Origin of the sequence: Allobosea sp. TWI1241, assembly GCF_039673065.1 — a bacterium.
Taxonomy (GTDB): domain Bacteria; phylum Pseudomonadota; class Alphaproteobacteria; order Rhizobiales; family Beijerinckiaceae; genus Allobosea.
Genome location: NZ_JBDJKW010000003.1, coordinates 294,869 through 308,031 on the forward strand (window position 1 = coordinate 294,869; position 13,163 = coordinate 308,031).

10 protein-coding genes are annotated in these 13,163 nt (G+C 71.4%); 8 read left to right on the forward strand and 2 right to left on the reverse strand.

What is annotated here, in order from left to right; translation table 11 throughout:
* Nucleotides 1-45: 45 nt before the first annotated feature.
* The 5 genes from ABE438_RS06580 to ABE438_RS06600 are packed head-to-tail and all read left to right on the forward strand — an operon-like array spanning nt 46 to nt 4,543.
* The gene (locus ABE438_RS06580; protein ID WP_346501739.1) at nt 46-1,635 is read left to right on the forward strand and encodes a gamma-glutamyltransferase family protein; all 1,590 of its coding nucleotides are present in this window, start codon (nt 46-48) and stop codon (nt 1,633-1,635) included.
* A 19-nt stretch (nt 1,636-1,654) separates the two neighbouring features.
* The gene (locus tag ABE438_RS06585; protein WP_346501740.1) at nt 1,655-2,851 is read left to right on the forward strand and encodes an amidase; all 1,197 of its coding nucleotides are present in this window, start codon (nt 1,655-1,657) and stop codon (nt 2,849-2,851) included.
* 33 nt (nt 2,852-2,884) lie between these two features.
* Nucleotides 2,885-3,517, forward strand: coding sequence for a nitrile hydratase subunit alpha (gene nthA, locus ABE438_RS06590; protein WP_346501741.1), 633 nt, complete (start codon nt 2,885-2,887; stop codon nt 3,515-3,517).
* A complete protein-coding gene (nthB, locus tag ABE438_RS06595) occupies nt 3,514-4,173 on the forward strand; it encodes a nitrile hydratase subunit beta (RefSeq protein ID WP_346501742.1) in 660 nt (219 codons plus the stop codon). Before nthA ends, nthB begins: the two co-directional genes overlap by 4 nt.
* Nucleotides 4,160-4,543, forward strand: coding sequence for a nitrile hydratase accessory protein (locus ABE438_RS06600; protein WP_346501743.1), 384 nt, complete (start codon nt 4,160-4,162; stop codon nt 4,541-4,543). Before nthB ends, ABE438_RS06600 begins: the two co-directional genes overlap by 14 nt.
* Before the next feature lie 5 nt (nt 4,544-4,548).
* Here the strand turns inward: ABE438_RS06600 and ABE438_RS06605 are convergent, their stop codons facing one another.
* Nucleotides 4,549-5,568, reverse strand: coding sequence for a nickel/cobalt transporter (locus tag ABE438_RS06605; RefSeq protein WP_346501744.1), 1,020 nt, complete (start codon nt 5,566-5,568; stop codon nt 4,549-4,551).
* Nucleotides 5,559-6,179, reverse strand: coding sequence for a DUF1007 family protein (locus tag ABE438_RS06610; RefSeq protein WP_346501745.1), 621 nt, complete (start codon nt 6,177-6,179; stop codon nt 5,559-5,561). The genes ABE438_RS06605 and ABE438_RS06610 overlap by 10 nt, the downstream gene beginning before the upstream one ends.
* A gap of 309 nt (nt 6,180-6,488) precedes the next feature.
* Between ABE438_RS06610 and ABE438_RS06615 the strand changes: the two genes are divergently transcribed.
* The 3 genes from ABE438_RS06615 to ABE438_RS06625 all read left to right on the forward strand — a co-directional run bounded on the left by ABE438_RS06615 (nt 6,489) and on the right by ABE438_RS06625 (nt 13,156).
* Nucleotides 6,489-10,049: an indolepyruvate ferredoxin oxidoreductase family protein gene (locus ABE438_RS06615; protein ID WP_346501746.1), complete on the forward strand. Its 3,561-nt coding sequence runs from the start codon at nt 6,489-6,491 to the stop codon at nt 10,047-10,049.
* A gap of 100 nt (nt 10,050-10,149) precedes the next feature.
* Nucleotides 10,150-10,824: a Crp/Fnr family transcriptional regulator gene (locus ABE438_RS06620; protein ID WP_346501747.1), complete on the forward strand. Its 675-nt coding sequence runs from the start codon at nt 10,150-10,152 to the stop codon at nt 10,822-10,824.
* A gap of 337 nt (nt 10,825-11,161) precedes the next feature.
* Nucleotides 11,162-13,156 carry an AMP-dependent synthetase/ligase gene (locus ABE438_RS06625; protein WP_346501748.1) on the forward strand — a complete coding sequence of 665 codons (1,995 nt, stop codon included), beginning with the start codon at nt 11,162-11,164 and terminating at the stop codon, nt 13,154-13,156.
* Nucleotides 13,157-13,163 lie beyond the last annotated feature (7 nt).

A 13,163-nucleotide genomic window follows, 5' to 3' on the forward strand; every position in this document is an offset into this window, starting at 1 on the left:
ACGCGCCCGCACGCCCGACAACCCGCCTTGCAACGCCCAGAGTCGATGCCCGATACGCCCGTTTTCGCCTCCGCCGCCGTCGCCGCCCCGCACCGGCTCGCCTCCGCCGCCGGCCGCGCCATCCTCGCCGAGGGCGGCAATGCGATCGAGGCGATGATCGCCATGGCCGCCACCATCGCGGTGGTCTACCCCCACATGAACGCGATCGGCGGCGACGGCTTCTGGCTGGTGCGCGAGCCCGGCGGCACGCTGCACGCCATCGAGGCCTGCGGCGGGGCCGGCTCGCTCGCGACAATCGCGCGCTATCGCGAGAAGGGCCATGACCGCCTGCCCTCGCGCGGTCCGGACGCGGCGCTCACCGTCGCCGGCGCGGTCGGCGGCTGGCAGGCAGCGCTCGCCCTGTCGCGCCATCTCGGCGGCCGCCTGCCGCCGACGGCGCTGCTGGCGGACGCGATCGGCCATTGCCGCGACGGCTACGCCGTCTCCGCCTCCGAGCTGCGCACCGTGCCGCAGGAATGCGAGGCGATCCTCGCCGCGCCGGGCTTCGCCGAGGCCTTCTGGCCGGAGGGCAAGGCGCCGAAGGCGGGTGACAGGCGCCGGCCGCGGGCGCTGGGCGCGACGCTGGAGCAGCTCGCCCATGCCGGCTTCGACGATTTCTACCGCGGCGATGTCGGCCGCGAGATCGCCGCCGACCTCGACCGGATCGGCGCGCCCGTCACCCGGGCCGACCTCGCACGTTTCGAGGCGCGCATGGTGCGCCCGCTCGGCCTGCGCCTGCCGGGGCTGACCGTCCACAACCTGCCGCCGCCGACGCAGGGGCTGACCGCGCTGACCATTCTCGGCCTGTTCGAGCGCCTCGGCGTCGACCGCGCCGAGGGCTTCGCACATCATCACGGGCTGATCGAGGCCACCAAGCTGGCGCTCGCCGCACGCGACCGCCACGTCACCGACCCGGCCTTCATGAGCGTCGATCCAGCCACCCTGCTCTCCGACGCCGCCCTGGCGCGCGAGGCGGCCCGGATCGACCCCGCCCGCGCCGCCTCCTGGCCCTTCCGCGCCGGCGAGGGCGACACGGTCTGGATGGGCGCGATCGACGATAGCGGCCTCGCCGTCTCCTACATCCAGTCGATCTACTGGGAGTACGGCTCGGGCTGCGTCCTGCCGGGCACCGGCATCAACTGGCAGAACCGCGGCGTCTCCTTCTCGCTCGATCCCGCAGCGCTCAACCCGCTGGCGCCCGGCCGCAAGCCCTTCCACACGCTCAATCCGCCGCTCGCCTGCTTCGACGACGGCCGCGTCGCGAGCTATGGCGCGATGGGCGGCGACGGCCAGCCGCAGTTCCAGGCGCAGATCCTCAGCCGCTACCGCTTCGGCATGGGCGTGGCCGAGGCGGTCGACGCGCCGCGCTGGCTGTTCGGCCGGACCTGGGGCGCCGGCTCGGTCTCGCTCAAGCTGGAGAACCGTTTCGATCCGGCGCTGCTGGCGCGGCTCGAGGCCGCCGGCCACCCGGTCGAGCCGCATGCCGACGCCTATTCCGACCAGTTCGGCCATGCCGGCCTGCTGGTGAAGCATCGCAAGGGCCATGTCGAGGCCACGCATGATCCGCGCTCCGACGGCGACGCGCAGGGTCTGTGACCGGGGGGAGCGAGACCAGATGTACGACGACGATCCGTTCCGCTGCTTCGTACCCTATCCGCCGGCGCCGGTGAAGCACGCCTCCTCGGGCCCGCTCTCCGGACTGACCCTGGCGGTGAAGGACCTCTACGACGTCAAGGGCTACCCGACCGGGGCCGGCTCGCCGACCGTGCTGGCGCTGTCCGGCATCAAGCCCAAGACCGCGCCGATCGTGAAGGCCTTCCTCGACGCCGGCGCCCGCTTCGTCGGCAAGACGCATACCGACGAGCTCGCCTTCTCGCTCAACGGCAAGAACGCCCACTTCGGCGCGCCGGTGAACCCGGCCGCGCCGGACCGCATTACCGGCGGCTCGTCCTCGGGCTCGATGGCGGCGGTGGCCGGGCGCCTCGCCGATATCGGCCTCGGCTCCGATACCGGCGGCTCGGTGAGGGCACCGGCGAGTTATGGCGGCCTGTTCGGCATCCGCCCGAGCCATGGCCGGCTCTCGCTGAAGCGCGCCTGGCGGCTGGCCGAGAGCCTCGACACCGCCGGCTGGTTCTGCCGCGACGGCGAGACCTTCCGCCGCGTTGCCGAGGCGATCCTCGGCAAGGACCGCGTCACCCTGCCGGAAACCCCGCGCCTGCTGCTGGGCGGCGACCTGTTCGGACAGGCCGTGCCGGAGGCCGAGCGCGTGCTGCGCAACGCCCTGCAGCGCATCACCCATGTGCTCGGCGAGCCGGAGGAGGTGCGCGTCACCCGCGACATGGACGCGCTCTACTGGGCCTTCCGCTGGATCCAGGGTCGCGAGGCCTGGCTCTCCGACGGCGCGATGATCGAGCGCCATGTCCCGCCGCTCGGCCCGGGTGTCGCCGAGCGCTTCGCCTTCGCCAAGGCGGTGACCGACGCCGAATACGCCCGCGGCGACAGCGTGCGCCGCACCTTCCGCAGCAAGCTCTCCCGGCTGCTCGGCCGCGACGGCGTGCTGCTGCTGCCGACCGTGCCCGACATCGCCCCGCTGGTCGAGGCGGGCGAGCCGGAGCTCGACGATTTCCGTAACCGGGCGCTCAGGCTGCTCTGCCTCGCCGGCCTGTCGGGCTTCCCGCAGGTCTCGATCCCGGTCGCCGAGCGCGACGGGGCGCCGCTCGGGCTCTCGGTGATCGGCCCCAAGGGCTCCGACCGCTCGCTGGTCGCGCTGGCGGCGCGGCTGGAGCGTGCGGCGCGGATCAGGATCGCGTAACCTCGCCGGCGAGCCAGGACGGAGAACGGTGCGATGAGCGGCCACGGCCATCACCACGACCATGATCACGAGCACGACAACCACTTCACCGCCATCGAGGCGCGGGTGAAGGCGCTGGAGTCGCTGCTGGTCGAGAAGGGCTATGTCGACCCGGCCGCGCTCGACGCGATCGTCGACACCTACGAAACGCGCGTCGGCCCGCGCAACGGCGCCCGCGTCGTCGCCAGGGCCTGGAGCGACCCGGCTTATGCGGAGAGGCTGGCGGCGGACGGCACCGCCGCCGTCGCCGAGCTCGGCTATGGCGGGCGCGGCGGCGAGCACATCGTCGCGCTGTTCAACACGCCCGCGCAGCACAACCTCGTCGTCTGCACCCTGTGCTCCTGCTATCCTTGGCCGGTGCTGGGGCTGCCGCCGGTCTGGTACAAGTCGCCGCCCTACCGCGCCAAGGCGGTGATCGACCCGCGCGGTACGCTCGCCGATTTCGGGGTGACCCTGTCGGAGGGCCAGCATGTCCGCGTCTGGGATTCGACCGCGGAGACCCGCTTCATCGTCATCCCGATGCGCCCGGCCGGCACGGAGGGCTGGAGCGAGGAGGCGCTGGCCGCGATCGTCACCCGCGATTCGATGATCGGCGTCGCCCTGCTCGACGCGGCGGTGGCGGCATGAACGGCCCGCACGATCTCGGCGGGCAGATGGGCTTCGGCCCGGTGGTGCCCGAGCCGGACGAGCCGATCTTCCATGCCGACTGGGAGAAGCGCGTTCTGGCGATCAACGTCGCCGCGGGCGGGCTCGGCGCCTGGACCATCGACGGCATCCGCCATGCCCGCGAGAGCCTGCCGCCGGTGCAGTATCTCTCCGCGAGCTATTACGAGATCTGGCTGGCGGCCCTCGACAAGGTCCTGGTCCAGCACGGCTTCCTGGACGAGCAGGAACTCGCCTCCGGCGTGCCCGGCCCGCAGCGCCGCGCCCCGAAACGGGTTTTCGCCGGCGACGAGATCCCCGCCATCCTGCGCCGCGGCTTTCCCTATGAGCGCGAGGCGCAAGCCCCCGCCCGCTTCGCCGTCGGCGACCGCGTGCGCACCTTGGTGATGCATCCGCAGCACCATACCCGCCTGCCGCGCTACGCCCGCGGCAAGACCGGGGTGATCGAGCGCGTCACCGGCTGCCATGTCTTCCCCGACACCGGCGCCCATGGCGCGCCGGAGACGGCGCAATGGCTCTACACCGTCGTCTTCACCGGGCCGGAACTCTGGGGCCGCGACGGCGATCCCGACAGCACGGTCAGCATCGAGGCCTGGGAGAGCTATCTTGAGCCGGCCTGAGCAGGAGCTCGCCGCCGCGCTGGCGGCCGAGACACCGATCCCGCGCGACGCGGACGGACCGGTCTTCGCCGAGCCCTGGCAGGCGCAGGCCTTCGCGATGGTGGTGGCGCTGCAGAATCGCGGCGTGATCACCGCCGGCGAGTGGGCGCAGGCGCTCGGCGCCGAGATCCGCGAGGCCGTGGCCGCCGGCGGCTGCCGCGACGGCTCCGACTATTACGAGCGCTGGAGCGCCGCGCTGGAGCGCCTGCTCGTCGCCAAGGGGCTGGCCTCGCCGGCGGGGCTGGCGGAGCGCGCCGCCGCCTGGTCCCGCGCTGCCGATGCGACGCCGCATGGCCAGCCGATCCGGCTCGAGAACGATCCGCAGCGCTGAGCGCGTCAGCCGCTGCCGGCGGCGACGAAGCCGATGAAGAGCGCGGCGCCGAGCACCGCCACGAAGGCCGCCGCGAGCAGTTCCAGCGTCGCGATGATGCGCACGCCGCGCAGCGAGCCGCCGCCGGCGAGGCGCAGCGCCGCGAACTTGAAGAACACCGCCAGCGCCGCCAGCGCCCCCGTGGTCAGCGCCGTGCCGAGCGCCATGGCGAAGGTCGCCGCGACGCCGGCCCAGGCCAGGCCCTGCGCATTGGCGAAGACCAGGATGATCAGCGCCCCGGCGCAGGGGCGCGCGCCCGCAGCGACGACGACGCCCGCCATCTCGCGCCAGCCGCGCAGCCGCGCGATCGCGTCGGGGCCCGGCATGTGGACATGGTCGCAGGCCGCCTCATGGCCGGCCGCGCCCGTGCGCAGCGCCAGCAGGGCGCCGGCCTTGCGCCAGAGCACGTAGAGCCCGACCAGCGCCACCAGCGCGAAGCTGCCCTGCTCGATCACCCGCGTCGTCGCGGCCATGGTGGCGGCGGTGGCGTTGAGGGCGAGCGTCAGCACGCCGACCAGGGCGATCGCGACCACGGCCTGCAGCAGTGCCGCGGCGAAGCTGAGCCCGAGCCCGCGCCGCAGGCTGCGATCGTCGGCGACGATATAGGCCGAGATCACCGCCTTGCCGTGGCCGGGCCCCGCCGCGTGGAAGACGCCATAGGCGAAGGCGACGCCGAGCAGGCCCGGCAGCGCCGCCGGCGACTGGGCGATCGCCTTCAGCGTCGCCGTCAGTTCGCGATAGAAGCTCGACTGCCAGGCGAGGATCACCGCGCCGAAGCCGGTGGTGGAGGGCAGCGCCTCGCGCGGCAGCGCCGTGCCGAAGGGATTGCGCGGCGGCGGAGGCGGCGGCGGGCTGATCTTGGCCAGGAGCATGACGATCAGGCCGAGCCCGATCGCGACCGCGAGCAGGGCGAGGCCGGCCAGCGCCAGCCGGGGTAGCGCCGCCGACAGGCGCGGAGCGGCCTGCGTCGTCCCGCTCAGGGACATGCCACCAGCGCCCGGGTGGTGACCTGGTAGCCGCTCATGTCGGGCGTCGCGGTGATGTCTTCCTGCGCCAGGCGCTGCTGCGTCGCCTCGTCGAGCTTGGGCGGGCGGATGACGCGCACCACGCAGCCCTGCGGCGCGTCGCGCACCGCGACCGCGTCGGGCACGTCGGCGATGTCGAAGGCGACGAAATAGGTCGGATCGCCGATCTCCAGCCCGAATGAGCGCGTCGCGACGGCCGGCGTCTTGAGCGGCAGGGTGAAGCTCAGCGTCAGCGTCTTGTTCTCGTAGGTGAGTACGGCCTCGCGCGGCGGGCCGTATTCCTGCGTCTTGCCGTTCGCCTTGGTGATCGTGAAGAAATCGACGTCCGGCAGGGATTCCATGTTGACCTTGGCGAGTTCGGCCAGCTCGTCCGAGGTCAGCTTGCCGTCGCCGTTCTTGTCGAGGCCCTGGACCATATAGGCCGAATAGGCCTCGTCGAAGCTCCAGCGATGGCGCAGCGCCGTCACCGCCCCGTTCGGCCCGTAGAGGATTTCGGTGCGCGAGGTCACGAAGACGTGCGGATGCGCCGCGGCGGGCAGCGCGGCCCCCGCCAGGACCAGGGCGGCCAGCAACGTCGATCTTGCGGTGGAGCGGCGCGGCACGCGGGAGAACCCTTCGAATCGGCGGTTGAATCGGGCGCCACGCTAGCAATCGCGCCGGCGCGCTGCCTAGGCCGCCGGGCGGCCGGACATGCGGGCGCCGCATGAGCCTTCCCGCGCAATGACGGCCAAATCACGACGGCCGGGGCTGCGGCCACCCTGGAATAATGCCAGTCTGATTTGACCGGCTCCGGCCGGTCTGTCAGCAATACTGACATAATCGACAGAAGGCCGGCGATACCGGCCCGCTCGGACAGGCAGGTTAGCTTCGGGAGGTCGGCCATGGCCGGGACGCAGCAGGACAGCCAGGCATCCGCGGCCGGCGCAACCGCCGGCACCGGGCTGCGCCCGGTCTCGCTCGACGACAAATACGATCTCGCCCAGCGCCAGGTCTTCCTCACCGGCTCGCAGGCGATCGTGCGCATGCTGCTCACCCAGCACGAGCGCGACCGGCGCGCCGGGCTGAACACGGCGGGCTTCGTCTCCGGCTATCGCGGTTCGCCGCTCGGCGGGCTCGACCAGCAGCTCTTCCGCGCCGGCAAGACGCTGTCCACCGCCGACATCGTCTTCACGCCTGGCCTGAACGAGGACCTCGCCGCCACCGCCGTCTGGGGCACCCAGCAGGCCGAACTCTCCGGCGAGGGCCGCCATGACGGCGTCTTCGCGCTCTGGTACGGCAAGGGTCCGGGCGTCGACCGCACCGGCGACGTCTTCCGCCACGGCAACATGGCCGGCAGCGCGCGCCATGGCGGCGTGATCTGCCTGATGGGCGACGACCACACCGCCGAATCCTCGACCAACGCCCACCAGACCGAATTCGTGCTGGTCGACCGGATGATGCCGATCCTCAACCCGGCCGGCGTCCAGGAGATCATCGACTATTCGCTGCACGGCTTCGCACTGTCGCGCTATGCCGGCGTCTGGGTCGGCATCAAATGCGTCAAGGACAACATCGAATCGACCGCCTCGGTCGACGGCTCGGTGGACCGGGTCGAGATCGTCCTGCCCGATGATTTCGCCATGCCGCCGGGCGGGCTCAACATCCGCCGCGAGCTCGACTTCCTCGAGCAGGAGCGCCGGCTCCACCTCTACAAGCGCGACGCGATGCTGGCCTATATTCGCGCGAACCGGCTCAACCAGACAGTCCTGCATGGCGGCTCGCAGCCGCGCATCGGCATCATCACCGTCGGCAAATCCTATCTCGACGTGCGCCAAGCGCTCGAGGAACTCGGCCTCGACGAGGTGCGCGCCAACGATCTCGGCATCCGCCTCTTCAAGGTCGCCTGCCCCTGGCCGCTCGATCCGGCCGAGCTGCGCGCCTTCGCCGACGGGCTCGACCTCGTCATGGTGGTCGAGGAGAAGCGCTCGCTGATCGAGGTCCAGCTGCGCGAGGAGCTCTACGGCGCCGCGCACCAGCCGCGCGTCATCGGCAAGAAGGACGAGAACGGCGCCTGGCTCTTCCCGGTGCACGGCGCGCTGGAGCCCAACGACATCGCCGTCGCGTTGGGCGCCCGGCTGCTGCAATACCGCGACGACCCGGCGCTGCGGGCCAGGCTGGAGACGATCGCCGCCGCGCAGGGCCGCCTCGCCGAGGCGCAGGAGGTGGCGCGGCGCATCCCCTATTTCTGCTCGGGCTGCCCGCATAATTCCTCGACCGTGGTGCCGGAAGGCTCGCGCGCCTATGCCGGCATCGGCTGCCACTACATGGTGCAGTGGATGGACCGCGAGACCATGGGCTTCACCCAGATGGGCGGCGAGGGCGCCAACTGGGTCGGCGAGGCGCCGTTCTCGACGCGCGGCCACGTCTTCCAGAATCTCGGCGACGGCACCTATACCCACTCCGGCTCGCTGGCGATCCGCTTCGCCGTCGCGAGCGGCGTCAACATCACCTACAAGCTGCTCTACAACGACGCCGTCGCCATGACCGGCGGCCAGCAGGCGGAAGGGCACCTCTCGCCGGACCAGATGGCGCGGCAGGTCGCCGCCGAGGGCGTGCGCCGCATCGCAGTGGTCACCGACGAGCCCGACAAGTACCCGCCCGGCACGCTCTGGCCGCCCGGCACCACCATCCACCACCGCGAGGATCTCGACGCCGTCCAGCGCGAGCTGGCGGGCGTCACCGGCGTCTCGCTGCTGGTGTTCGACCAGACCTGCGCCACCGAGAAGCGCAGGCGTCGCAAGCGCGGCGCCTATCCCGATTCCGACAAGCGTGTGCTGATCAACGAATTGGTCTGCGAGGGCTGCGGCGATTGCGGCGTGCAGTCGAACTGCGTCTCGGTGCAGCCGCTCGAGACCGAGTTCGGCCGCAAGCGCCAGATCGACCAGTCGAGCTGCAACAAGGATTTCTCCTGCGTCAAAGGCTTCTGCCCCTCCTTCGTCACCGTGCACGGCGCCCAGCCGCGCAAGGCCGGGCCGCGCAGCCTCGACGGCGCGGCGCTGGCCGAGGACGTGCCGGAGCCGGCGGTCCCGGCGCTCGACCGCAACTACGCTATCGTGGTCACCGGCGTCGGCGGCACCGGCGTCGTCACCATCGGCGCGATCCTCGGCATGGCGGCGCATCTGGAGGGCAAGGGCTGCGGCATGATCGACATGGCCGGCCTCGCCCAGAAGGGCGGCGCGGTGTTCAGCCATGTCCGCCTCGCGCCCAGCCCGGCGGAGATCCACGCGATCCGCGTCGGCGCCGGCCAGGCCGACCTGGTCCTCGGCTGCGACCTGACCGTCACCGGCTCGAAGAAGGTGCTCGGCTCGATCCGCGCCGGCGCCTCGACCGTGGTGGTCAACACGGCGGAATCGATGCCGGGCGAGTTCACCCGCAATGCCGACTTCTCGCTGCCGGTCGAGCGGCTGAAGCGCGCCATCCTCGCCGCCGCGGGGCGCGAGCGCACCCGCCTGCTCGACGCCACCGCGGCGGCGAACGCCCTGCTCGGCAACGCCATCGCCGCCAATATGATGATGCTGGGCTATGCTTGGCAGCTCGGCGCCGTGCCGCTGTCGCGGGCATCGCTGCGCCGCGCGATCGAGCTCAACGGCGAGGCGGTCGCGATGAACCTCTCCGCCTTCGAGATCGGCCGCCGCGCCGCGCACGCGCCAGACACGGTCGCCGGCGTGCTGGCCGAGGCCGGCGCCCCCACCGAGGCGCGGCGCCTATCTGAGACGCTGGACGAGATCGTCGCACGGCGCAGCGCCTTCCTGACCGCCTATCAGGATGCAGCCTACGCGGCGCGCTATCGCGCCCTGGTCGCGCGCGTGGCGCAGCGCGAGGCGGAGGTCCTGCCCGGCGCGACGGCGCTGGCCGAGAGCGTCGCGCGCTATCTGTTCAAGCTGATGGCCTACAAGGACGAGTACGAGGTCGCGCGGCTCTACAGCGACGGCGCCTTCCGCCGCCAGCTCGCCGCGAGCTTCGAACCCACCGGCAAGGACGGCAGGCCGCTGAAGCTGGAGTTCCATCTCGCCCCGCCCCTGCTGGCCCGCCGCGATCCGCAGACCGGCCTGCCGCGCAAGATGCGCTTCGGCCCCTGGATGCTCACCGCCTTCGGCTGGCTGGCGAAGCTGAAGCGCCTGCGCGGCACGGCGTTCGATCCCTTCGGGCGAACCGAGGAGCGCCGCACCGAGCGGCGCCTGATCGTCGATTACGAGGCGCTGATCGAGGAACTGCTGCAGCGGCTCGATCCGCGAAGCCATGCGCTGTGCGTCGCGCTCGCCGCGCTGCCGGAGAAGATCCGCGGCTACGGCCACGTCAAGGAGCGGCACCTCGCCAAGGCCATGGCGGAACAGGCGGCGCTGCTGGCCAGGCTGCGCGACGGTTCGCCCGAGGCGCTCGCCATGCCGCAGGCGGCCGAGTGACGCTAGGGCGCGCAGGCACGCCAGCCCGGCTTGTCTGCGCCGGGCGCGGCGGCCCATACTGGCCGCCCGCGCCGTCCGGCGCCAAGGACACCGCCCGACCGTGATTTCGCCCGACGAGCTGCGTCGCATCGCCACCTGGTCGCACGAGCTGACGGCCGAGGAGTTCGACGAGGCGCGCCGCGGCATCAGCTTCCGCCTCTACGGCAAGGGCGCCGCGATCTGCCATGTAGGCGACCGGCTGGAATCCTGGACCGGCATCGCCGACGGGCTGGTCAAGATGAGCATGACCTCGCGGGCCGGCAAGGCGGTGACGCTGGCCGGCATGCCCGCAGGCGCCTGGTTCGGCGAAGGCACGGTGATCAAGGACGAGCCGCGCCGCTACGAGCTGATCGCGATGCGCGAGACGCGGCTGGCGCTGATGCGGCGCTCCACCTTCCTCTGGCTGTTCGAGCACAGCGCCGCCTTCAACCGCTTCCTGGTCCACCAGTTCAACGAGCGCCTCGCCCAGTTCATCGCGCTGGCCGAGCACGACCGCACGCTCGGCGCCACCGGGCGGCTGGCGCGCAGCCTCGCCTGGCTGTTCAACCCGATCCTCTATCCGCGCGAGGACAAGACGCTGGTGATCTCGCAGGAGGAGCTCGGCATGCTGGCCGGCATGTCCCGGCAGGTCGCCAATCAGGGGCTGGCCAAGCTGACGGAGCAGGGGCTGATCACGGTCGGCCACAACGAGATCACCGTGCTCGACCTGCCCCGACTCAGCCGCTACGGCGGCTGACGGTCGGCGCCCCATCACCTGCCGACACGGCAGCGAGACCGGAGCTCGCGTCGGCGGGCGGGCGAGCGATCCGCTGCCTGCGTCCGGATAAATCTCTCTGAAATCAGGAAGTTGACTCGACCGACCCGGCCATCCGGGCGGGGCTTCGACGCGTCTGGCTCGAACCTCTGCGAGACAATAGCGCCGCAACCGGGTCTTGTCTGTCAAGTGGCTACTTGCGGGGCGCACGGCGTCCTGCAAGTCTCGCATACAGATCCCGCAGGGACGCAGACGCCGAAAACGGCGCGCGTCCTGTCAGCCCTCCGGGCGGAGCGGGACAAGGGTGGAGACGACGAACGTGGCAAGCCAAGCCGCCGCCGTGGCGGACACTTTCCCGAAGCTGCTGCAGCGCAATGCGCGCGAGCGCGGCACGCGCCCGGCCTTCCGCCACAAGGACCTGGGCATCTGGCAATCCTGGAGCTGGGCCGAGGCCGAGCGCGAGGTCCGCGCCTATGCGGCCGGGCTCGAGGCGCTGGGCCTGCGCCAGGGCGACCGCATCGCGGTGATCGGCAACAACCGCCCGCGCCTCTACTGGACCATGCTGGCGGCGCAGTGGCTGCGGGCGATCCCCGTGCCGGTCTATGCCGATTCCGTCGCCGAGGAGATGGCCTATGTCCTCGACCATGCCGGCGTCTCGATCGCCGCGGTGCAGGACCAGGAGCAGGTCGACAAGCTGCTCTCCATGTCGGAGCGCCTGCCGGCGCTGAACCATGTGCTCTATGACGAGCCGCGCGGCCTGCGCGACTACGACCACCGCACCCTGCACCCGATCAGCGAGGTGATCGCCTCCGGCCGCGAGCGCCTCGACGACCGGGCCGTCGCCGCGCGCATCGAGGCGGCGCTCGCGGCGGGCGAAGCGGCCGACATCTCGATCATCCTCTACACCTCGGGCACCACCGGCCGCTCCAAGGGCGTGATGCTGACCGCCGGCGGCTGCGTCGCCGCCGCCAGCGACACCGTCGCCTTCGACAGGCTCGGCGACCGCGACGAGGTGCTGGCCTATCTGCCGCTCGCCTGGGTCGGCGACCATTACCTGAACTATGCCCAGGGGCTGGTCGCCGGCTTCTGCATGGCCTGCCCGGAAAGCGCCGAGACGGTGCAGTCCGACCTCAAGGAGATCGGTCCGAGCTTCTATTTCGCGCCGCCGCGCGTCTTCGAGAACCTGCTGACCCGGGTGATGATCCGCATGGAGGATGCAGGCGCGCTCAAGCGCCGGATGTTCCATCACTTCATCGGGGTGGCGAAGCGCTGGGGCGAGGCGATCCTCGACGGCAAGCCGGTGCCGCTGCGCGCCCGCCTCGCCTATGGGCTCGGCGAGCTCCTGGTCTACGCGCCGCTGAAGAACGCGCTCGGCTTCTCCAACATCCGCGTCGCCTACACCGCCGGCGAGGCGATCGGGCCGGAACTGTTCTCCTTCTACCGCTCGCTCGGCCTCAACCTGAAGCAGCTCTACGGGCAGACCGAAGCCTTCCTCTACGTGACGGCCCAGCCGGACGGCGAGATCCGCGCCGATACCGTCGGCCCCGCGACGCCGAACGTCTCGATCCGCATCGAGGAGGGCAGCGGCGAGGTGCTCTATCGCTCGCCCGGCCAGTTCACCGGCTACTACAAGGACGACGAGAAGACGGCCGAGACCATGACCGCCGACGGCTATGTCCGCACCGGCGACGCCGGCTTCTTCGACGAGACCGGCCATCTCAAGATCATCGACCGCGCCAAGGATGTCGGCCGGCTCAGCGCCGGCGCCCTGTTCCCGCCGAAATACATCGAGAACAAGCTGAAGTTCTTCCCCAACATCAAGGAGGCTGTCGCCTTCGGCCAGGGCCGCGACCACGTCACCGTGGCGCTCAACATCGACCTCACCGCCGTCGGCAACTGGGCCGAGCGCAACAATGTGGTCTACGCCTCCTATCAGGAGCTCGCCGGCCACGACCTGGTCTACGACATCATCGCCGGCCATGTGGACGAGGTGAACCGCTCGCTCGCTTCCGAACCGCAGATGGCGGGTGCGCAGATCAAGCGCTTCCTGATCCTGCACAAGGAGCTCGACGCCGACGACGGCGAGCTGACCCGCACGCAGAAGGTGCGCCGCGGCTTCATCGCCGAGCGCTACGCTCCGCTGGTCGCCGCGCTCTATGACGGCTCGACGGAAGCCGACATCACCACCGAGGTCACCTTCGAGGACGGCCGCAAGGGCGCGATCTCGGCACGGGTGAAGATCCGCGACGCCGCGATCCATCCGGCCGCCGGCGGCACCGGCATCTCTGAAGGCAAAGCGGCGAGGGCGGCATGAGCGCGGC

Bases quoted from the DNA above. Each gene is read 5' to 3' on its own strand.
- nthB (WP_346501742.1), top strand. From the start codon at position 3,514: ATGAACGGCCCGCACGATCTCGGCGGGCAGATGGGCTTCGGCCCGGTG.
- nthA (WP_346501741.1), top strand. From the start codon at position 2,885: ATGAGCGGCCACGGCCATCACCACGACCATGATCACGAGCACGACAAC.
- ABE438_RS06605 (WP_346501744.1), bottom strand. From the start codon at position 5,568: ATGTCCCTGAGCGGGACGACGCAGGCCGCTCCGCGCCTGTCGGCGGCG.
- ABE438_RS06615 (WP_346501746.1), top strand. From the start codon at position 6,489: ATGGCCGGGACGCAGCAGGACAGCCAGGCATCCGCGGCCGGCGCAACC.
- ABE438_RS06585 (WP_346501740.1), top strand. From the start codon at position 1,655: ATGTACGACGACGATCCGTTCCGCTGCTTCGTACCCTATCCGCCGGCG.
- ABE438_RS06580 (WP_346501739.1), top strand. From the start codon at position 46: ATGCCCGATACGCCCGTTTTCGCCTCCGCCGCCGTCGCCGCCCCGCAC.